The organism is Pseudomonas sp. D3, assembly GCF_029320995.1.
GTDB lineage: Bacteria > Pseudomonadota > Gammaproteobacteria > Pseudomonadales > Pseudomonadaceae > Aquipseudomonas > Aquipseudomonas paraveronii.
In genome coordinates this window covers 3,921,941-3,942,608 of sequence record NZ_CP119772.1, presented here as the reverse complement: position 1 = coordinate 3,942,608, position 20,668 = coordinate 3,921,941, and the positions used below count along the sequence as shown (strand labels likewise).

General features: G+C 62.6%; 18 protein-coding genes. 6 read left to right on the top strand and 12 right to left on the bottom strand.

Annotated features, from left to right (window positions below; genetic code table 11):
• Nucleotides 1–29: 29 nt before the first annotated feature.
• Nucleotides 30–2,084, bottom strand: coding sequence for a transketolase (gene tkt, locus P3S72_RS17875; protein ID WP_276193388.1), 2,055 nt, complete (start codon nucleotides 2,082–2,084; stop codon nucleotides 30–32).
• Between the two features lie 174 nt (nucleotides 2,085–2,258).
• On the opposite strand from tkt, the gene P3S72_RS17870 reads away from it, so the two are divergent.
• The gene (locus P3S72_RS17870; protein ID WP_247404817.1) at nucleotides 2,259–2,483 is read left to right on the top strand and encodes a DUF465 domain-containing protein; all 225 of its coding nucleotides are present in this window, start codon (nucleotides 2,259–2,261) and stop codon (nucleotides 2,481–2,483) included.
• Nucleotides 2,484–2,657: 174 nt separating this feature from the next.
• On the opposite strand, the gene P3S72_RS17865 is transcribed toward P3S72_RS17870, so the two are convergent.
• Nucleotides 2,658–4,034, bottom strand: coding sequence for a VOC family protein (locus P3S72_RS17865; RefSeq protein ID WP_276193387.1), 1,377 nt, complete (start codon nucleotides 4,032–4,034; stop codon nucleotides 2,658–2,660).
• 194 nt (nucleotides 4,035–4,228) lie between these two features.
• Here P3S72_RS17865 and P3S72_RS17860 point away from each other — a divergent pair, with 194 nt between their 5' ends.
• Nucleotides 4,229–6,859 carry a glucosidase gene (locus P3S72_RS17860; RefSeq protein ID WP_276193386.1) on the top strand — a complete coding sequence of 877 codons (2,631 nt, stop codon included), beginning with the start codon at nucleotides 4,229–4,231 and terminating at the stop codon, nucleotides 6,857–6,859.
• A gap of 43 nt (nucleotides 6,860–6,902) precedes the next feature.
• Nucleotides 6,903–7,529: a hypothetical protein gene (locus P3S72_RS17855; RefSeq protein WP_276193385.1), complete on the top strand. Its 627-nt coding sequence runs from the start codon at nucleotides 6,903–6,905 to the stop codon at nucleotides 7,527–7,529.
• A gap of 81 nt (nucleotides 7,530–7,610) precedes the next feature.
• On the opposite strand, the gene P3S72_RS17850 is transcribed toward P3S72_RS17855, so the two are convergent.
• Both P3S72_RS17850 and P3S72_RS17845 read right to left on the bottom strand, forming a co-directional pair.
• Nucleotides 7,611–7,925: an SCP2 sterol-binding domain-containing protein gene (locus tag P3S72_RS17850; protein ID WP_276193384.1), complete on the bottom strand. Its 315-nt coding sequence runs from the start codon at nucleotides 7,923–7,925 to the stop codon at nucleotides 7,611–7,613.
• Nucleotides 7,926–7,981: 56 nt separating this feature from the next.
• Nucleotides 7,982–8,692, bottom strand: coding sequence for a histidine phosphatase family protein (locus tag P3S72_RS17845; protein ID WP_276193383.1), 711 nt, complete (start codon nucleotides 8,690–8,692; stop codon nucleotides 7,982–7,984).
• Nucleotides 8,693–8,887: 195 nt separating this feature from the next.
• On the opposite strand from P3S72_RS17845, the gene sohB reads away from it, so the two are divergent.
• Nucleotides 8,888–9,913: a protease SohB gene (sohB, locus tag P3S72_RS17840; RefSeq protein ID WP_247405249.1), complete on the top strand. Its 1,026-nt coding sequence runs from the start codon at nucleotides 8,888–8,890 to the stop codon at nucleotides 9,911–9,913.
• Nucleotides 9,914–9,967: 54 nt separating this feature from the next.
• Here sohB and P3S72_RS17835 read toward each other — a convergent pair whose 3' ends face one another.
• Nucleotides 9,968–11,476 (bottom strand): MFS transporter, encoded by a 1,509-nt coding sequence (locus P3S72_RS17835; protein ID WP_276193382.1) that lies wholly within the window; start codon nucleotides 11,474–11,476, stop codon nucleotides 9,968–9,970.
• 150 nt (nucleotides 11,477–11,626) lie between these two features.
• On the opposite strand from P3S72_RS17835, the gene P3S72_RS17830 reads away from it, so the two are divergent.
• Nucleotides 11,627–12,499: a LysR substrate-binding domain-containing protein gene (locus tag P3S72_RS17830; protein WP_253395180.1), complete on the top strand. Its 873-nt coding sequence runs from the start codon at nucleotides 11,627–11,629 to the stop codon at nucleotides 12,497–12,499.
• Nucleotides 12,500–12,503: 4 nt separating this feature from the next.
• Here the strand turns inward: P3S72_RS17830 and dhaL are convergent, their stop codons facing one another.
• The 7 genes from dhaL to P3S72_RS17795 all read right to left on the bottom strand — a co-directional run bounded on the left by dhaL (nucleotide 12,504) and on the right by P3S72_RS17795 (nucleotide 19,872).
• Nucleotides 12,504–13,148, bottom strand: coding sequence for a dihydroxyacetone kinase subunit DhaL (dhaL, locus tag P3S72_RS17825; protein ID WP_253395182.1), 645 nt, complete (start codon nucleotides 13,146–13,148; stop codon nucleotides 12,504–12,506).
• 3 nt (nucleotides 13,149–13,151) lie between these two features.
• On the bottom strand, nucleotides 13,152–14,153 hold the full coding sequence (locus tag P3S72_RS17820) for a dihydroxyacetone kinase subunit DhaK (protein ID WP_276193381.1): 1,002 nt from the start codon (nucleotides 14,151–14,153) through the stop codon (nucleotides 13,152–13,154).
• Between the two features lie 153 nt (nucleotides 14,154–14,306).
• Nucleotides 14,307–15,422 (bottom strand): alcohol dehydrogenase catalytic domain-containing protein, encoded by a 1,116-nt coding sequence (locus tag P3S72_RS17815; RefSeq protein WP_276193380.1) that lies wholly within the window; start codon nucleotides 15,420–15,422, stop codon nucleotides 14,307–14,309.
• Between the two features lie 27 nt (nucleotides 15,423–15,449).
• The gene (locus tag P3S72_RS17810; RefSeq protein ID WP_276193379.1) at nucleotides 15,450–16,205 is read right to left on the bottom strand and encodes an SDR family oxidoreductase; all 756 of its coding nucleotides are present in this window, start codon (nucleotides 16,203–16,205) and stop codon (nucleotides 15,450–15,452) included.
• A 160-nt stretch (nucleotides 16,206–16,365) separates the two neighbouring features.
• Nucleotides 16,366–17,373, bottom strand: a complete 1,008-nt coding sequence (locus P3S72_RS17805) for a substrate-binding domain-containing protein (protein WP_276193378.1) — start codon at nucleotides 17,371–17,373, stop codon at nucleotides 16,366–16,368.
• Between the two features lie 37 nt (nucleotides 17,374–17,410).
• Nucleotides 17,411–18,388 carry an ABC transporter permease gene (locus P3S72_RS17800; protein WP_247401276.1) on the bottom strand — a complete coding sequence of 326 codons (978 nt, stop codon included), beginning with the start codon at nucleotides 18,386–18,388 and terminating at the stop codon, nucleotides 17,411–17,413.
• Nucleotides 18,385–19,872, bottom strand: coding sequence for a sugar ABC transporter ATP-binding protein (locus tag P3S72_RS17795; protein ID WP_276193377.1), 1,488 nt, complete (start codon nucleotides 19,870–19,872; stop codon nucleotides 18,385–18,387). Before P3S72_RS17795 ends, P3S72_RS17800 begins: the two co-directional genes overlap by 4 nt.
• 283 nt (nucleotides 19,873–20,155) lie before the next feature.
• Between P3S72_RS17795 and rpiB the strand changes: the two genes are divergently transcribed.
• On the top strand, nucleotides 20,156–20,617 hold the full coding sequence (gene rpiB / locus P3S72_RS17790) for a ribose 5-phosphate isomerase B (protein WP_276193376.1): 462 nt from the start codon (nucleotides 20,156–20,158) through the stop codon (nucleotides 20,615–20,617).
• The last annotated feature ends 51 nt before the right edge of the window (nucleotides 20,618–20,668 follow it).

The following is a 20,668-nucleotide window of genomic DNA, read 5'->3' as shown; positions in this document are numbered from 1 at the left end:
AACCCCGCCGATCAAACAAGGGAATGCGGTCAATGTCCCAGCAGTTGGATCTGTTGCTTGGCCAGCTTCACCACATTCTCCACGGTAAACCCGTACTTTTCCTGCAACTTGGCCAGCGGCGCCGACGCGCCAAAGCTGTTCATCACCACTTTGGCGCCGGTCTGCCCGACATAACGGTCCCAACCCAACGGGCCGGCCTGTTCCACCACCACCCGCGCGGTTACCGCCGGCGGCAGTACGCTGTCGCGGTAGGCCTGGGGCTGCTCTTCGAACAGCTCCCAACTGGGCATCGAGACCACTTGCGCGGCAATGCCTTCGCTTTTGAGCTGTTCATACGCCGCCACCGCCAGGCTGACTTCACTGCCGGTTGCCAGCAGGATGACCTTGGGGTGTGCGGCGCCGGCCAGCACATAGGCACCCTTGGCGGCACCGGCTGCGGCCGCGTAGTGCGTGCGGTCCAGGGTTGGCAGCGGTTGGCGCGACAACACCATGCAGCTTGGCCGATGGGTCTGGGCCAGGGCGACCTTCCACAGTTCCAGGGTTTCATTCGCGTCGCCGGGACGCAGGGTCAGTAACCCCGGCGTGGCGCGCAATTGGGTCAGGTGCTCGATCGGCTGGTGCGTCGGGCCGTCCTCGCCGACGCCAATCGAGTCATGGGTAAACACGAACACCACCGGTAACTCCATGATTGCCGCGAGGCGGATCGGCGGTTTCATGTAGTCGCTGAACACCAGGAACGTCGAGGTATAGGGCCGCAAGTAAGACAATGCCATGCCATTGGCAATCGCGCCCATGGCGTGTTCGCGGACGCCGAAGTGCAGGTTGCGGCCGCTGTAGTCATCGGCACTGAAACGCCCGGCACCGTCGAAGGTGAGGTTGGTCTTGGTCGACGGTGACAGATCCGCCGAACCGCCCAGCAGCCAGGGGATTTGCCGGGCGAAGGCATTCAGCACTTCGCCGCCGGCGGCACGGCTGGCCACGCCCTTGGCGTCGCGGTCAAAGCTGGGCAGTTCAGCCAGCCATTGCTCAGGCATCTTCCCGGCGCGCATGCGTTGCAGCTCGTCGGCCAGTTGCGGGTCGAGGCAAGACAGGGTTTGCTGCCACTGCCGATGCAACGGCTCGGCACGCTCGCGCAACGCATCACGCAATACCGTGCGTGCCTCATCGGGCACTAGGAAGCTGGAGTCTTGCGGCCAGCCATACGCGGCCTTGGTCAGGCGAATTTCTTCCGCGCCCAACGGCTCGCCATGGGCGGCAGCGGTGTTGTGTTTGTGTGGCGAGCCGTAGCCGATCACGCTGTCGACCACGATCAGGGTCGGCGCGCCGGTGTTGCGCTGGAAGGTCTCCAGTGCCGTGCTCAAGGCGTGCAGGTCGTTGGCGTCGGTCACGTGCAAGGTGTGCCAGCCATAGGCCTGGAAGCGCTGGATCACGTCCTCGCTGAACGCCAGCTCGGTGTGGCCCTCGATGCTGATGGTGTTGTTGTCATAGATCCAGCACAGGTTAGCCAGCCGCAAATGCCCGGCCAGGGAGGCGGCTTCGCTGCTGATGCCTTCCATCATGTCGCCGTCACCGCAAAGGGTGTAGACGTTGTAGTCGAACAGCACCTGGCCGTCGTGGTTGAAGCGCTCGCCCAGCCAGCGCCCGGCCATGGCCATCCCGACGCTATTGGCACAGCCCTGGCCGAGGGGCCCGGTGGTGGTTTCCACGCCGGTGGTCATGCGGTACTCGGGATGGCCCGGGGTCTTGGAACCCATCTGCCGGAACTGCTTGATATCGTCCAGGCTGATCGCCGGCTGCCCCGAGCGCTTGCCCTGGGCATCGATCTCGACCACGCCGGCCAGGTGCAGCAACGAATACAGCAGCATCGACGCATGCCCCACCGACAACACAAAACGGTCACGGTTGGGCCAGTCGGGATGCTCCGGGTGATAACGCAGGAAGCGACTCCACAGCGTATACCCGACCGGGGCCAGGCCCATGGGCGTGCCGGGGTGGCCTGAGTTGGCCTTTTGCACGGCATCCATGGCCAGGGTGCGCAGGGTGTTGATGCACTGGGTGTCGACAGCGGTGGCGGCGTGATTCATGAAACCGGTCTCCCTCGGGTGGCGATTTACAGTTGAGGGCAGGGCGCGGCAAAGGTTTGATCCCGTCGCCGGTGTGGCGACGAACGGGACGGGTTTGCCCGCAAACATGACAAGACCCCTTGGAATGGGCTAGCTTCAAGGGCGTAGTCATTGATCAACTTGCGGAGGTAGGCCATGCCAGTGAAACACGACCTGTATCAGGACTTGGGTTTGAGCAAGGACGAAGTCGATGGGCACCGGGCGAAAAATCCTCGTCTGAACGCGCTGTTTGAGAAATACAACACCGTCGACGAATTGGTGGTGAGCGCTGAAAAGGCGGCCGGCAGCGATGAGGAGTTGAAGAAGTTAAAGGAAAAACGCTTGTTGGTTAAAGATGAGATCAAGGATTTGCTGCAGTAAAACGGGCGATCCATTCACTACTGAGGGAGCGCATCAGTCGCTCCCTTGCACATTTTTTCAGATTTGACTGAAAGACATCATCCCCGCCGATACTTATGATCCCCGCCGCCCACCCGGCTCTGGGGGCTTATTGGGCGCGAGGATTGCGCTGATGAACCGGGTGGGCAGCTTGTTTCAGGCCAGTAGCGCGTGAGTGCATTCGTCCATCGAGCGCTGCTGCGTCTCGGCATACAGCGTCAATTCATCAATCGTCTTGCGGCCCAGCGCCTGTTCGAATTCGGCCTGGTTCGAATTGGCCGCGTAGTGACTTTGCGCCGCATCCCCCAGGTTCGACTGGAAAATCCCCGCCGCACTGACCGGCAGAAAGTCCTCATACACCAGCGGCTCGACGTCCACGTGACCGGCGGCGATCAGTGCGTCCAGCGTGCGCGGTTGGTCGGCTTGGCCGCGTGCCGCCAGGCCTTTGTCGGTGGCGAAGTAGCGGAAGTAGGCCAGGCCTTGTTCGCGCATCTGCGTGTGGTCATCCGGGAAGGCCTGGAAGTGCTGTTCCATCAATTGCATGTAACGCGCGGCATTGGCCTCGTTGGGGAAGGCGCCGAGTGCGTCGCGGGCGGCGTTCAGCAGTTGGTCGTACAGCGTGCGGCCCTTGGGCGTGAGGGCGACGCCGCGTTGTTCGATTTCGCCGAAGCGCGCGCTGTGGCTGCCTTGGGCGTCGGTGAAGGCGATGGTTTCGTCGAGGGCCTTGAAGCTGGTCTGGCGCAGCAGGATCGGGCAGTCGCGACGCGGCGGGCCTTCGATCACCGCCTTGGGGGTGATGCCTTTGCCGGGCATGGCGGCCTGGACCTGGTCGATATCCAGGGTGCGCGGGGTCAGGTGATTGATGTGCGGGCCCTTGAAGGCCACCACGTCGGCGATCAGGCGGTGCTGCTCGCTCAGTTGCCGGTACTGCGCGGCGGTGACGGTGGCGGTGTGGTGCCAGCGGAAGGTTTCCAGGGCCTGGCGGATGAATGCCTCGGCGTCGCCAGTGTTGAGGCCGCCGTCGCGTTCGGCTTGTTCGATCAGGGCGAGGGCGCCAGGGGTGAAGATCGCGCGCTTGGCCAGGGCGGTTTCGGCGAAGGCGCGCAGTTCGGGGCTTTCGATCAGTTCCAGGCGCAGCAGCGAGGTGAACACGCGGAACGGGCTGGTTTGCAGCGCGCGTTCATGCACGGCGCGAAACGCAGTGGAATGCACCGGCACGCCGGCCGGGGTCAGGTCGTAGTAGCCCACCGGTTGCATGCCCATCACCGCGAACAGGCGGCGGATGGTCGTCAGTTCGGCGGCGGTACCCAGGCGAATGGCGCCGTGGCGTTCCATGTCCAGGCGCTGGATTTCGCCGGTCCGTTGCAGGTGTTGCGCCAGGCTCGGGTCAGCGTCGAGCACGCGGCGGTTGGTGTCGGCCACCAGCTCCATCAGCGCGCCGTACAGGGGCACTTCATCGCGGTACATGTCGGACATGGCCTTGGAAAAGCCTTTGCGGATGTCGTCGGGGCTGATAAACGCGGTGGTGGGCATAGAAAAATTCCTGGCTGCTGTAAGAGTAATGAATGCCGTTATCCCGATTCTGTTGGGCGCCGCAGGCCCGCGCAAACGAAGATTCCTCTGGACTTCATTCTGCAAACGAATGAGTGGGGTAAAACCGTCTTCATGTGCATCTGAGCGTGGATGGGTTCTACACTGGCCTGACGCGATGGCTGAGGGAGGATTGGATGAGCGCCACAATTGTGCAAACCACTGAAGGCCAGCGCCTGGCCGCCGAGACGGCCGAGCGCTGGCGCGAGTGGGGCCCGTACCTGAGCGAGCGCCAATGGGGCACGGTGCGCGAGGACTACAGCGCCGATGGCGATGCCTGGCGCTACTTCCCGCACGAACATGCGCGCAGCCGTGCTTACCGCTGGGGCGAGGATGGCCTGGCCGGGTTCAGTGACAAGGCGCAACGCTGGTGCATGGGCCTGGCGCTGTGGAACGAGCGTGACGCGATCCTCAAAGAGCGCCTGTTCGGCCTGAACAACGCGGAGGGCAACCACGGTGAAGACGTCAAGGAACTGTACTTTTTCGTCGACGGCGTGCCGAGCCATGCCTACATGCGCATGCTCTACAAATATCCCCACGCGGCGTTTCCCTACGCTGACCTGATCGCCGAAAACGCCCGACGTGGGCTGGCGGATGCCGAGTACGAAATCCTCGATACCGGTGTGTTTGAAGACAACCGGTATTGCGACGTCAGCGTCGAATACGCCAAGCACCAGCCCGACGATATCTTCATGCGCGTCAGCGTCCACAACCGCTCGGACCAGCCGACACGCCTGCAAGTGCTGCCCCAGGTCTGGGCGCGCAATGATTGGAGCTGGACCGTCGGCGCGCCGAAACCGCAGTTGCGGCTGGACGGCGACCGCGTGCTGGCGCGTCATCATGAATTGCCCGATCACCACCTCAGCGCCTGGGGCCAGGACGGCGTCGAATGGCTGTTCTGCGAAAACGAAAGCAACTTCCCCAAGCTCGACGGGCAACCGGTGCCGGGGCCGTTCAAAGATGGGATCAACGATTACGTGGTGACGGGGCAGGAAACCGCGATTCGCCGCGACACCGGCACCAAGGCGGCCGCGCGTTTCATCCTGGAATTGGCGGGCCTGGAGCGCAAAGATGTCTATCTGCGTTTTGCGCCCAAGGACGCGCCCCAGGTCAATGCGCGCAAGCTGTTTGAACAGCGCCGCCAGGAAGCCGATGACTTTTACGCCGCGTTGCAGCAGGGCATCGCCGATGCGGATGCGCGCAATGTGCAACGCCAGGCCCTGGCCGGTTTGCTGTGGTCCAAGCAGCTCTATTACTTCGACGTTAACCAGTGGCTCGACGGCGACCCGACCCAACCTGCGCCGCCGCCCGAGCGCCTGCAACGGCGCAATAGCCATTGGCGGCACCTGTCCAACTTCGACATTCTCTCCATGCCCGACACCTGGGAATACCCGTGGTACGCCTCCTGGGACCAGGGTTTTCAGGCGGTGGCCGTTGCGCTGATCGATCCAGGGTATGCCAAGCAACAGCTGTTGCTGCTGGTAAAGGACCGCTTCATGCACCCCAATGGCCAGTTGCCGGCCTATGAATGGCGCTTCGACGACGCCAACCCGCCGGTGCATGCCTGGGCCAGTTGGCGGGTGTATCAGCAGGACAAGGCGTTGACCGGCGTAGGTGACATGGATTTCCTGGAGCGGATCTTCCACAAGCTGCTGCTGAATTTCTCCTGGTGGGTCAACCGCAAGGATGCCGAAGGACGCAACCTGTTCCAGGGTGGGTTCCTGGGGCTGGACAATATCGCCTTGTTCGACCGCTCTGCCACGCTGCCGCCAGGCTACCAACTGGATCAGGCCGACGGCACGGCGTGGGTCGCGGCGTATGCGCTGGACCTGATGCGGATGGCTCTGGAACTGGCCAAACGCAATGTCGTGTACGTCGATATCGCGGTGAAGTTTTTCGAGCACTTCCTGTATATCGCCGGCGCTATCAACCGTGTCGACGACAGCGCCGAGGGCCTGTGGGACGAGCAGGACCTGTTCTTCTACGACGTACTGCACCGTCCCGACGGCCAGAACGAACCGGTGCGCCTGCGTTCCATCGTCGGCCTGATGCCGCTGTTCGCCGTGTTGGTGCTGGAGCAGCGCGAGCATGAAGGCCTCGAAGGCTTGCGTGAGCGGCTTTTGGGCTTCATGCACCACCGGCCGGAACTGGCCAAGCTGGTCTCGCGCTGGAACGAGCCGGGGCAGGGCAATCGCCTGCTGCTGGCGCTGTTGCGCGGTGAGCGCACCAAGGACTTGCTGCGGCGCATGCTGGATGACGATGAGTTTCTTTCGGCGTTTGGCGTGCGTTCGTTGTCCAAGGCCTTCGCCGAGCAGCCCCTGGCGCTGAAGATGAATGGCGACACGCTGTGCGCACGCTATCAACCCGGTGAATCCGATTCACGTTTGTACGGTGGCAACTCCAACTGGCGCGGGCCGTTGTGGATGCCGGTGAATTACATGCTGATCGAATCGTTGCGCGAGTTTCATCGGTACTACGCGGATAACTTCTCGGTGGAGTACCCGACGGGCAGTGGTTACCTGTCGTCCCTGGAAGAAGTCGCCGACAGCCTGAGCCAGCGCCTGAGCCGATTGGTCTTAAGGGATGAAAATGGCCTGCGCCCATCGATGGCGGGGTATGCGCAGTTGGAGGCGGACCCAGCCAGCCATGACCTGGTGTTGTTCCATGAGTATTTTCATGGGGAAACCGGGCGTGGGTTGGGGGCGTCCCACCAGACGGGGTGGAGTGCATTGGTGGCGTTGCTGTTGCATGTACCCACCACGCCTTGAATCGGGTAAATTTGCCGCCCCGACTTTTACAAGGATGTAGATCATGGCGAACGCTGCCACCGCTTTAAGCCCTGCCAACCTATTGAGTGCCGTGCTGATCAGCGCCAGTGTGTTCACCGCGAGCCTGTATGTCGATAGCGCCAGTGCCGCCTCAGCGAGGGCCGCTTGTTTGCGCTGCCAGGATTCAGAAAGTGCCGATGCAACCAAATGGGTCAAAAATGGCACGTACCGTCTGGAGGCCGTGACCCTGTCGCTAGACGATGAGGTCAGGGGCGCGGACCCAGATTCGGTGCGCAAAATGACCCGGGTCAAGCCTGCGGTGCTTGGCGCCGATGAGAACGATGCGCTGGTCGAAGAAACCATTCGTGCGATGGACATCGTCGGTGAAGCCGGGGATGTCGCGGTACTGGAGGCGCAGTGGCCCAACCTGACCGGTCGCGCGCGTTATGCGTACAGTATGTTTATCACTGAAGATCAACTCGTGGATTTCTACAACGTGTATGTGCGCGTTGGCCGCAACAAGTATGTGATTGTGATTGGCCGGGATGTGGAGTCCGGGGAGTTCCAGTTGAGGTCGGGTGAGGGGCGCCTCATCAACCGGTACGGTACCGAGGGCAAACCCCGGGATTTGGAACAGTTCAAGAAAGTCGACGCCGCTGCTGGCCGCTGATCGCCGGCCCTGGACCAGAAACGACAAATCCCGCCATTGGCGGGATTTGTCGTTTTAAAGCGTGCTCTACAGCCAGCGTTCTCAGGAAGGGAACAGCTCGCTCAGCTTCATCGCCAGCATCATGTCGCCTTCGGTGCGCAGCTTGCCGCTCATGAAGGCCTGCATGCCGTCGGTGGAACCGTCGACGATGCCTTCCAGTGTTTCGGCGTCCATGACCAGGGTCACCTGGGCGTCAGGGTTTTCGCCTTCTTTCAGTTCGCAGGCGCCGTCTTTGACGATCAGCGAAAAGTTTTTGCTGTCATCGATACGAAAACCGAACACCAGGTCCAGGCCGGCAGCAGCGGCTGGGTTGAATTTGGCTTTCATTGCTTGTACGGCTTTAGCTACGTCAGTCATGGTTTCGATCCTTTAGAGTGGAGTCCAGTGACCTTGGGGTCACGGTTGGCCGCAATTCATCGGAAAGTGATGAGCTGCGGCGCCTTCAACAGTTGCAAGTGGGTATGACTGTTGAAGGAAGCCAGTGCCACCTCGCGACCGCGGAATTTCAGCTGGTTGAGCGAGGTGTTAACAATTTGCCAGTTCAGTTCGAAGGCCTGGGCGGCAGGCATTCGGGTAATCAGGTGGAGCAGGGCGGTAATGGTGCCGCCGGAGGTAAACACGGCGATCTTGTGCGTATTGTCGGCCGCTTCCAGCAGACGCTGCAGGCCACCCTGGACGCGCTCGACAAACCCCAGCCAGCTTTCCAGCCCCGGCGTATCGTAAGTGCCGGCCAGCCAGCGCTCGATGATCAGCGCGAAGATGCGCTGGAATTCGCTGCGGTTCTGCGCGGCGTTGCGCAGGATGTCCAGGGCGTCGGGCTCAGTGGTGAGCAGGTCGGGGAGCAGGGCGCGGATGATCGCGTCGGCGTCGAATTCGTTGAAGGCGCTGTCGACTTCCAGGGCCGGAACCGGCAGGCCAAGGGCGCTGTACTGATCGAAGGCGGCCGTGGCGGTGTGCTGTTGGCGGCGCAGGTCGCCGGCGACGCAGCGGTCGAACGTCACACCCATGTCTGCCAGGTGGCGACCGAGGATTTGCGCTTGTTCCACGCCAACGGGCGACAGGACGTCATAGTCGTCTGCACCGAAGGAGGCCTGGCCATGTCGAATCAGATAGATGCTGCCCACGTCCGTTTTCCCGGTACGTTGAAAGTCTGGCGAGGTTATGAGGATGCCTGCGAGCTGTCAATGAAAAAACATACGCTTGTTTTAAAAGTGCGTTAGAGCGCTTGCCTGCTGGCGGTTTGAGCACTGGCCCCCCGGCGGTCCCGTCGGTATGCTTGGGCGATCCGCGCCTGGCGCCGTGCATTGTTAAGGAGACACATGGATTTTTTGGCTGAATACGCGAGCTTTTTGGCGAAGACCGTCACCCTGGTGGTCGCGATTCTGGTGGTACTGATCAGCTTCGCGGCACTGCGCAGCAAAGGTCGTCGCAAATCCGCCGGCCAGTTGCATGTCAGCAAGCTGAATGATTTCTACAAAGGCCTGCGTGAGCGCCTTGAATCGACCCTGCTCGACAAGGATCAGCTCAAGGCCCTGCGCAAGTCCGAAAGCAAAGCCGAAAAAAAGAACAGCAAAAAGAAACCCGAGGCCAAGCCACGCGTGTTCGTGCTCGACTTCGACGGCGACATCAAGGCCTCGGCCACCGAGAGCCTGCGCCATGAAATCACTGCCTTGCTGAGCCTGGCCACGCCCAAGGACGAAGTGGTGCTGCGCCTGGAAAGCGGCGGCGGCATGGTCCACAGCTACGGCTTGGCGTCGTCGCAACTGGCGCGGATTCGCCAGGCGGGCGTGCCGTTGACCGTGTGCATCGACAAGGTCGCGGCCAGCGGCGGCTACATGATGGCGTGCATCGGCGAGAAGATCATCAGCGCACCGTTCGCGATCCTCGGTTCCATCGGGGTGGTGGCGCAGTTGCCCAACGTCAACCGCCTGCTGAAAAAGCACGACATCGACTTTGAAGTGCTGACCGCCGGCGAATACAAACGCACTCTCACCGTGTTTGGCGAAAACACCGAGAAGGGCCGGGAGAAGTTCCAGGAGGACCTGGACATCACTCACCAGTTGTTCAAGAACTTCGTGTCGCGCTATCGCCCGCAGTTGGCAATCGATGAAGTGGCGACCGGGGAAGTGTGGCTGGGTGTCGCAGCCCTCGACAAGCAACTGGTCGATGAGCTGCAAACCAGCGACGAATACCTGGCCACCAAGGCCAAGACCGCCGAGGTGTTCCACTTGCATTACGCCGAGCGCAAGAGCCTGCAAGAGCGCGTGGGCCTGGCGGCCAGCGGTTCGGTGGACCGCGTGCTGCTGACCTGGTGGAGCCGGTTGACCCAGCAGCGGTTCTGGTAAGCCTCTTTGGGGTATAGGTAATACCTGTGGGAGGGGGCAAGCCCCCTCCCACATTTAGTTCGGTGTGGGTATCGGCTTGCGCATCAGCCTCCCCACCACCAGCGCTCCGAGCAATCCCAATAACCCTGCCACCCACAACACCCCGCTGAACCCTTCCACAAACGCCTGCCGCGCCAGCGGTTGCACCCTCACCCGCGCCGCCTCGGGCACCAGGCTCAGCGCCGCCGGCATATCACCCGCCACCACCCGCGAAGCAATTCCCGCCACCTGCGCCTGCCATTGCGGGTCGATACGTGCGCGCAACAACTGTTCGCTGTGGCTGCTCAGCAGTGCCCCATACACGCCAATCGCCAACATGATCGCGCTGAAGCGCATGGTGGTGCTCATGCCCGACGCCATGCCGGCACGCTCCCGTGGTACGCAGGCCATGATGTTTTTCTGCGTATCGCCATTGAGCAGGCCCGCCCCGGCACCCGTGACGGCTATCGCCAGGGCGAAGGGCAGGTAGCCGCCGACATTCAGCGCCCAGGCGCTCAGCAGGTTACCGCAGCCGACGAGGGTCAAGCCGCTTGCCATCATCGTCGCCGGCGCAAAGCGCCCCGCCAGGCGTGCGCCGATCCGTGGGCAAATCAGCATCGTCAGCGCAAACGGCAACATGCCCAGGCCCGAGGCAATCGCGGAGAAACCCAAGCCGTTTTGCAGGTAAAACGGCAGCAACGTCATCATCACTTGGGCGCAGCCGGCATAGGCGAACATGCCGAGCAGGGCGCCGATAAAACGCGGGTGGCAGAACAGCTGCAGGTCGACCATCGGTCGCTGCTGCAGACGCTCGACCAGCACAAAGATGCCCAATAGCAACGCACCGCCGAGCAGGCGCGCGTAGGTCAGCGGGCTGTCCCAGCCGATGCGGTTGGCCTCGATCAACCCCCACATCAAACACACCAGGCTGGCGCTGAACGCCAGGCTGCCCCACGGGTCGAGGCGTGCGGCCTGGGTATCGCGGGACTCGGGGATGGCGTGCAGCACCAGCGCCATCAGCGCCAGGCCCACCGGCAGGTTGAGGTAGAAAATCCAGCGCCAGCCCAGGTACTCGGTGATCAAGCCGCCCAGGGTCGGCGCGGCGGTCATCGCCACGCCCATGCACGCTCCCCAGAACGCCCAGGCCTTGGCCCGTTCCGCTTCGTCGTGAAAGGTGTGGCCGATGGAGGCGAGCGCCGAAGTGAGCAGCAACGCGGCACCGACGCCTTTGATGGCGCGGGCGATATCCAGCCATAGCGCGCTGGGCGCTGCGCCGCAGCCGAGGGACGCGAGGATGAAAATGCCCAGGCCCCAGATCAGGCTCTTCTTGCGGCCGAAGCGGTCGGCGATGCTACCGGCGGGCAACAATAGCGCGGCGAAGGCCAGCATATAGGCGCTGACCACCCACTCGATATCCGCGAAGTTGGCCCCCAGGTCGCGGGCGATGCTCGGCAGAGTGACGGCGACGATATTGGTGTCGAGCACGATCAGCGAGCAGACGCCGGAAGCGGTCAGCAGTGTCAGGCGTGGGCTGACCCGGCTCATAATGTAATTACCCAGCAGGCAATACGAAAAAGGCAGTTGACGGACATCGCAAGGGCTCTCTACTGTTGAAGTGCCTTGAGCTTATCCCCGCGCGCGGTTGCCTTTATTAGTCGCGGTGAAGCACTTCATTACCTTTGAGCTAATCCTTGTATGGATATCCGCCATTTTCGCTACTTCCTGGCCGTGGCCCGGCAGCGCAACTTCACCCGTGCCGCCGAGCAACTGGGCATCGCACCGCCGACCCTGAGCCGGCAGATCCAGGACATGGAAACCAGCCTGGGCACGCGCTTGTTTATCCGCCAGCAGCGCGAAGTCAGCCTGACCGAAGCCGGTGCCGCGCTGCTGGTCGAGGCGGAAGCCACCGTGCGTCAATTCGAATTCGCCCAGCGCAGCGCCCAGCGTGCCGGACGTGGCGAGACCGGTCACATCGAATTGGGCTATGTGGCCTCGGCGGTGTATTCCGGGCTGTTGCAGCGGCAAATGCACGGGTTCAGCCAGGCGTTTCCCGACGTGAGCGTGAACGTGCGCGAATGTGCGATGGCGACCTTACCCGGCGCGGTGGCGGATGGGCGCTACGACATTGGCTACGTCCGTTCGCCGATGACCCTGCCCGACGGCGTGGAGGCGGTGCGCCTGCACAGCGAAGGTTTCGTGCTGGCGCTGCCCCAGGATTCCTGGCTGCTGGGGTTGAAGGCTATCGGCTGCGAGCATCTGCAAAACGAGACGTTTATCCTGCCGGAGCAAATCAGCGGCACGCTGCACGTCGCCGCCCAAGGCGGCTACGCGCCGCGCCTGGGGCCGCAGCCGGGCGGGTTGGTCGCGGTGGTGGCGTTGGTGTCATTGGGGCAGGGCGTGGCCGTGGTGCCGGCGTCGGTGGTCGGGCATGTGAGTCTGCCGGGCGTGGTCTATCGCAGCATTCAGGGCAGTGACGCGGCGTCGTGGCTGTCGTTGATTCACCGGCGCTTTGAGCAAGCGCCGGCGGTGGCGCGGTATATCCAGCAGGTCAAGCAAACGCCAACCTGAGGCGTTACACCAGTCGCGGCTGCACGGAGTCCGCCAGGCGCGTGAGGATCAGGCAGCACGACACCGCACCGGCATCCAACACGCCCAGCGAGCGTTCGCCCAGGCGGCTGGCGCGGCCGATCTTGGCCACCAGGTCCTTGGTCGAGTCACGGCCCTGTGAGGCGGCGGTTTTCATCGCATCGAGCGCATCGTGGAAGGACGCCCCCCGCGCATGGGCGTGCTCAAACGCTTCGACCGCCGGGATCAAGGTGTCCATCAGGCACTTGTCGCCCACGCCGGCCTCGGTAATGTCCTGCAATGAGGTCAAGCCGCCACGCAGCAGGTGGGCGAAGGTGGCCGCGTCGATGTCTTCGCTGCTACGCACTTCATCGGCCATGCCGATAAACAGGCTGCCGTACAGCGGCCCCATGGAGCCGCCGATGCCTTCCATCAGGCTCAGGGTCAGTTCGTCCAGGGCTTCGGCAAGGCTCAGTTGGCGGCCTTCAATCGTGCGCCCGCAATGCGCGAAACCCTTGGCCATGTTGATGCCGTGGTCGCCGTCGCCAATCGCGCCGTCGACTGCGCTGAGGTACTCACGGTTGGCCACGATCACGCTGACCAGATCGGCGACGATGGCGCTGCCGTCGCGGGTGGAAAAATGCTCGCTCATGGTTCACTCCGCCTGGGTCATGCCGATGGAACGGCTGGGTTGGTCGATCAGGGTTTTCAGCTCAAAGTCGAGGCCGAGCAGGGTCAGGGTCACCCCCATCATTTCCAGGGACGTGAAGTAGTTGCCCACGTAGCAACGGTGGATCTTCAAACCCTTGGCGGTGAGTTGGCGTTCCACCTCGGCGTAGAAAATATACAGCTCCATCACCGGCGTGGCGCCGAGGCCGGAGACCAGCACCACCACGCTGTCGTCCTGGCTGAAATCGCGGTCGGCGAGGATCGGCGCGAGCATGCGCTCGGCCATGGCGGCGGCGGGTTCGATCGGGATGACTTCGATGCCCGGTTCGCCGTGATGGCCGATGCCCAGTTCCATCTGGCCGTCGGCAATCTGGAAATTCGGCTTGCCCACGGCGGCAATGGTGCAGGGGGTGAGGCCAATGCCGATCGAGCGGCAGTGGTCGACGGCTTTTTGGGCGACGCGGATCACACCGTCCAGGTCGTAGTGCTGGGCGGCAGCGGCACCGCCGATCTTCCACATGAAGATCTCCCCGGCCACGCCGCGGCGCTTGGCAATCTCGGCCTTGGGCGCGGACGCCACGTCGTCGTTGGCGACCACGGTGCGGATGCGCATGTCTTTGCTGGCGGCCATTTTCATCGCCAGCTTCACGTTCATGTTGTCGCCGGCATAGTTGCCGTACAGGCAGGCCACGCCTGCGCCATGGTCGGCGGCGCGGAAGGCGTCGAAGAAACTTTTGGCGGTGGGCGAGGAGAAAATCTCGCCGACGGCCACGGCGTCGACCAGGCCGGGGCCGACGTAGCCGAGAAACGCCGGTTCATGGCCCGAGCCGCCGCCGGTGACGATGCCGACGCGGCCTTGGCTCGACGGTTTGGCTTTGACGATGACCCGTGGATTGGCTTCGTATTGGCGCAATTGCGGGTGCGCGACCAGGATGCCGCGCAGCATGTCTTCGACCACTTGGTCTGGATCGTTGATGACTCGATTCATAACGCGGGTTCCTGTGTTCTTGTTTTATGGGTTCACAGCTGTTCAGTGTGGGAGGGGGCTTGCTCCCGATGGCGGCGTGACAGTGAGCTCATCAATTACTGAGCCACCGCTATCGGGGGCAAGCCCCCTCCCACATTGGGATGTGTGGTGTGCTTAGGGTTGGAGTACGACCTTGAGCGACTTGTCGCCACGCTCCATCACCGCAAACGCCTCCTTGAAGTCCGCCAGGGCAAATTTGTGGGTCACCACGTCACGCATGTCGATCTTGCGGTTGCCGATGAAGTCGATAGCGCGTGGGTACATGTACGGGCCCAGGTGCGAACCGAGGATGTCCAGTTCCTTGCGGTCGCCGATGATCGACCAATCCACCGTGGCCTCGTCGTTGAACACGCTGAACTCGACGAAGCGCCCCAGTTTGCGCAGCATCGCCAGGCCCTGGTTGACGGCCTTGTGATGACCGGTGGCTTCGATATAGATGTCGCAGCCGTAGCCCTCGGTAATCTCGCGGATCTTCGCCAGCACGTCCACCTCGGCCGGGTTCCACACTTCGTCGGCGCCCATGCGCAGGGCGAGGGCGGCGCGTTCGGGTTTCATGTCGAGCACGATCAGTTTTTTCGGGTTGCGCAGGCGTACCGCACCGATGATCCCCAGGCCCAGGGTGCCGGCGCCGGCGACTACCACCACGTCGTCGAAATCCACATTGGCGCGCTCCGCTGCGTGCAGCGAACAGGCCAGCGGTTCGATCAGGATCGCTTCGTCCGGCGCAATCGAGTCCGGTACTTTATGGATGATGCCTTCCTTGGTGAAGATCATGTACTGGGCCATGGCACCCTGCACATTGTTCTGGAAGCCATACAGGTCGTGCTTCTGGCACATCCAGTACTGACCGTGGTTGCAGAAGCGGCAGCCCCAGCACGGCACGATCTGCTCCGAGATCACTCGGTCACCGACCTTCACCCCGCGCTTTTCCGCGCCGGGGCCGAGAGCTACCACGCGACACACGAATTCGTGGCCGGGGATCATCGGCGGTTTGACGTAGCGCGGTTGCTCGGCGTCGCCCCAGAACGAGGGGGCGCCGCGATAGGTCTTGATGTCGCCCATGCAAATGCCACACAGCTCGACCTTGGTGAGGATTTCATCGGGGCCGGGGGTGGGCACGTCGACGGTTTCCAGGCGGTAGTCTTCCGGACCATGGCAGACCACGGCCTGCATGGTTTTCGGGATGATCGGGGCGAGTTGCTCGGGCGTGCGTTCGGTAACGGTGGACATGACAAAACCTCACGACAAAAAGATCAATTATTGAATGCTGTAGCCGCCGTCGATCACCATGTTGGCGCCGGTGATCATCTGCGCTGCGTCGCTGAGCAGGTACAACGCCAGCCCGGCGATTTCTTCCGGCTGGGCAAAGCGGCCCGTCGGGATCTGCAGTTTGGCCCGCTCGCCGACTTCGCCGGCCCAGGCCTGCTTGCCCAGAGCGGTCTCGACGATGGTGGGGGAGATGGCGTTGACGTTGATCTGCGGCGCCCATTCCATGGCCAATACCCTGGTCATGCCGACGATGGCCGCTTTGCTCGCGCAATACGCGACATGCCGGTCCAGGCCAATCACGGCGGCCTGGGAGGCCAGGTTGACGATGCGCCCGCTGCCTTGGGTGAGCATGTGCCGGGCACAGGCCTGGGCGACGAAGAAGCTGGCCTTGAGATTGATGTCGAGGGTGGTGTCCCAGGCGCTTTCGCTGACGTCGATGGCCTTATCCAGCAAGGCCACGCCGGCGCTGTTGATCAGGTAATCCAGGCGTTGGAAGTGCTCGAAAACCCGGTCGACGGTGTGTTGCACCTGGTCGATCTGGCTGAGGTCGACGGCAATGCCCAGATGTTCGGCGCCGAGGCTGGCGGCCACGGCCACCACCGCCGGGTCGCGGTCCAGCAGCGCCACGCGTGCGCCGCGCTCCACCAGCAGGCTGGCGCAGGCCAGGCCGATGCCGGCAGCGCCGCCGGTGATCACCGCGCAACGGCCGCTGAGGTCGAAGGCTTGGTTCCAGAATCCAGACATGCATGACTCCTCTTTCAATAGCACTGGAGATTCAATGTGGGAGGGGGCTTGCTCCCGATGGCGGTGTGTCAGTCACCTGATCTATCACTGTTACACCGCTATCGGGGGCAAGCCCCCTCCCACACTTGCTCCCACATTTGACTGTATTTCAAGCCAATGACTACTTGCCGCCGCTGACTTGTTGGTACAGCGCGTCGGCGTTGGCGTTGGTCACCGGTACCCACGGCAGGATGTAGGTCTTGGCGGTGCCGTCGGCCCATTTCACGTCCTTGGCATAGCGCTCCCAGATCACCGATTGCGGCTTGTAGTTCTTGCCGGCGAGGGCGCGCAACGCCACGTCCAGCGCGCCTTGGGACTGGGCCTGGGCGTCCTGCAGGAAGGTGGTGACTTCGTCTTTCTTCGCTGCCTGGATTGCATCCGGCATGCCGTCGATCGAAGTGACGGGCACGTCCTTGGATGTCAGTCCATGGGACTTCAAGGCCTGCACGGCGCCGAGGGCCATGTCGTCGTTCTGCGCAATCACACCGTTGATGCCTTTGGGGTGAGCGTTGAGCCAGTCTTCGGTCAGCGCCAGGGCCTGGGCGCGGTCCCAGTTGGCGGTTTTTTTCTCGATGATCTTGATGCCTGGGTGTTTGCCGAGCACTTCCAGCTCGCCTTTTTCCCGGTCGATCTGTGCCGACTGGCCGATCGGGCCCTGGATGATCACCACGTTGCCCTTGCCGTTGAGCTTGTCGACCATGGCCTGGGCCTGCAGGCGGCCGCCTTCCACGTCATCGTTGCCCACGTAAGGCACGGCGGCGTCGGCGACTTTTGTATTGGACGCGATCACCACCACGTCGTTGCTCATGGCCTGCTTCACGGTGCCGACGCCCGCCTTGGTGTCGATGGGCACGAACAGAATCGCGTCGTAGTGCTGGGTCACCATGTTTTCGATCTGGTTGTTCTGCGTCAGGGCGTCGTAGTTGCCGTCGAACACGGTCAATTGCACGGTGCCGTCCTTGACCGCCGGGTGTTCCTTGAGCTCGCGGACCCAGTTCTGCATGAACTGACCCTTGAGGCCGTAGACGGCTGCGCCGACCTTGTAGGTCTTGCCGTCGGCGGCCAGGGCGATACTGCTGGCGAGCAGGGAGAGGGCCGCCACGGCGGCCAGGGTGGTACCAAGTTTCATGAGGGGAACTCCGTTATTGTTGTAGTAGGGTCGTTCTCTAGCGTTTTTTCTTGCGCCACACGTCAATCAGTACTGCAAACACGATGATCAGGCCCTTGGCGACCTGCTGGTAATAGGACGACACGCCGAGCAGGTTCAGCCCGTTGTTGATCACACCGATCAGCAGCGCGCCGAACAGCGTGCCGACAATGCTGCCGGTGCCGCCCGACAGGCTGGTGCCGCCGATGACCACGGCGGCAATCGCGTCCAGCTCGTAGGACGCCCCGGCCTGGGGCAGGGCGGAAGTGGTGCGCGCCGACAACACCACGCCGGCCAGCCCTGCGAGCAGGCCCGAGACCACGTACACCGAAAACATCACCTTGCGCACGCCGATGCCGGAGGTGCGCGCGCTTTTTTCATTGCCGCCTACCGCGTACACATAGCGGCCGTAGGTGGTGTAGCGCAGCACCATCCAGAAGATCAGCGCGACCACGGCAAAGATGATGATCGGGATGCCGATCGGGCCGATCTTGCCGATACCCAGCGCCAGGTACGCGTCGGGCAGGTCGGTGATCGGGCTGCCGTCGTTGAGGATGAAGGTCATGCCCCGCGCAATGCTGAGCATGCCGAGGGTGGCCACGAACGGCGGGATCGACAGGTTGGCGACCATGAAGCCATTCACCACGCCGAGCATCGCCCCGGCGAACATCCCGGCGCTCACCGCCGCCAGCAGGCCGTAACCCTGGGTCGCGACCATGGCGCTGCACAGCCCGGCAAACGCCAGGATCGAACCCACGGACAGGTCGATGCCCTTGGTCAGAATCACGTAGGTCATGCCCACGGCGAGGATGCCGTTGATGGAGGTCTGGCGCAGGATGTCCATCCAGTTGCGCCAGGTCATGAAGTATTCGCTGGAAAACGCCATCACCACGCACAGCAGGATAAACACCAGCGGCAGGCCGAAGCGGTCCAGGGACAAACGCAGGCGGTGACGCGGCGTGGCGGTGAGGGGGGAGGCAAGGGTTTTGGCGTTCATGAGGCAAGACTCAGCAAGGCTTCCTGGGAAAGAGCGGTGTCGGTGCTGATGGTCACCAGTCGGCCGCCTTTGAATACCGCGATGCGATCGCTTAAGTGCAACAGTTCCGGCGCTTCCGACGACACCACGATGGCGGCGCCGCCGGCACGCACGAACTGGTCGAGCAGGTGGTAGATCTCCTGCTTGGCGCCTTCGTCGATGCCGCGAGTGGGCTCATCGCACAGCAGGCACACCGGTTCGGTCGACAGGCATTTGGCGAGCACGACTTTCTGCTGGTTGCCGCCGCTCATGGAGGCCACGGGCAGCTCCAGGGAGGTGGTCTTGATCTGCAGGCGCTTGACCATGTCCTGGGCCAATTGGGTTTCCTTGCGTGCATTGATCAACGACCAGCTCGACAGGCGTTTGTAGGCCGACAGCGCAATGTTTGACAGAATGCTGCTGCTCAGCACCAGGCCGCTGTCTTTGCGGTCTTCGGTGACCAGCGACATACCGGCATCGATGGTCGCCTTGGGCAGCCCGATCGGCATGGGTTTGCCTTGCAGGGTGACGCTGCCGGAATCGGCCACCGTCAGCCCATAAATGCAATTGAGGAACTCACTGCGCCCCGAGCCCATCAGGCCATAGATGCCGAGGATCTCGCCCTGGCGCAGTTGCAGGCTGATGTCGTGGAACTCGCCTTTGCGGCTCAGGTTGTCGACCTGCAGGCAGGTGGCGGCGGCGCACTCGCGGCCGACCTTGTGGTCGATGCGCGTCAGTTCCTGGCCGACGATGCCGCGCACCAAGTGGTCGCGGTCGATATCCGCCATGCGCCCGCTTTCCACGAAGGCGCCGTCGCGGAAGATGCTGTAGTCATCGGCGATCTGCGCCAGTTCGCTCAAGCGGTGCGACACATACACGATGCCGGCGCCACGGGCGGTGAGGCGGCGGATTGCCTTGAACAACGTCTGCGCTTCGTGCTCGCCGATGGCCGAGGTGGGTTCGTCCATGATCATCACCTGGCAGTCATGGCTGAATGCCTTGGCGATTTCCACCAGTTGGATTTGCGCCACGCTGAGGCGATGCATCGGGCTGCTGGCGTCGACGTCGAACTCCAGGCTTTCGAGCAGCTCGCGGGTGCGCCGGTTCAGCGCCTTGTTGTCGACGATGCAGCCGGCGCGGCGCGGTTCGCGGCCCAGCCAGATATTTTCGGCGACGCTCATGTAGGGGATGGGTTCCAGCTCTTGGGTGATCATCGCGATCCCCGATGCCAGGGCTTCACTCGGGCGGTTGAACTGCACCGCTGAGCCGTTGAGCAGGATGGTACCGGCGTCACGCGCGGTGATGCCCATCAGGATGCTCAGAAACGTCGACTTGCCCGCGCCATTGCCGCCGCACAGCGCGTGGACGCTGCCAGCCCGCAGAGAGAGGCGCCCGTCACGCAGGGCAGGGATACCGGCGTAAGCCTTGGCGACGTGTTCAGCCTGGAGCAGTAATGGCGTGGCCATCGGCGTGTCCTCGTGCTGTGAATTCTTATTAGGTCGCACAGTCATGTTTCGCTGTGAGCATATGTGTATCAAATGAAATTCTGATCAGTCAATCTCTTTCATGTAAAAGCTGTGATTCTCATCTTTAGCCTCAATAACGCCTTTTTAGACGGCTTTGACTGCAGAGTCAGTTAAATCATGCTTGACAGATGGGGGTGGTTGCCCGCGAAATGCCTGAACGATATTTCACTGACTGATCATATGATCGGTCATAAGCACGACCTCGGCAGCGGAGCCAGACGCCATGAACACACCTTTCCCGGTGGCTATCGGATGCGATGAAGCGGGTTTTGAGCTCAAAGAGTTGTTAAAGCGCCATATCAAAGCGCTGGGTCACCCGGTGACCGACTTCGGCACCCATTCCACCGCGCCAGTGCTTTACCCGGATATCGCCCTGGCCGTGGCCAATGCCATCAATGCCGGGCAGCAGCGCCTGGGGGTACTGGTGTGCGGCACCGGGATCGGCATGGCCATCTCGGCGAACAAGGTGCTGGGGATTCGCGCGGCCCAGGCCCATGACACGTACTCGGCGGAGCGTGCGCGCAAGAGCAACGATGCGCAGATCCTGTCCATCGGCGCGCGGGTGATCGGCGCGGAGCTGGCCAAGAGCATCGTCACCGCGTTCCTCGCGTCAGAGTTCGAGGCGGCGCGTTCCGGGGCCAAGGTCGAGCGCATCAATGCGATTGAGCGCAATGGGCATCAGTAGTAGACGTGGCGGGGCAAGAGTCGGGAGAATGCGCCTTTGACGCCGAAACGG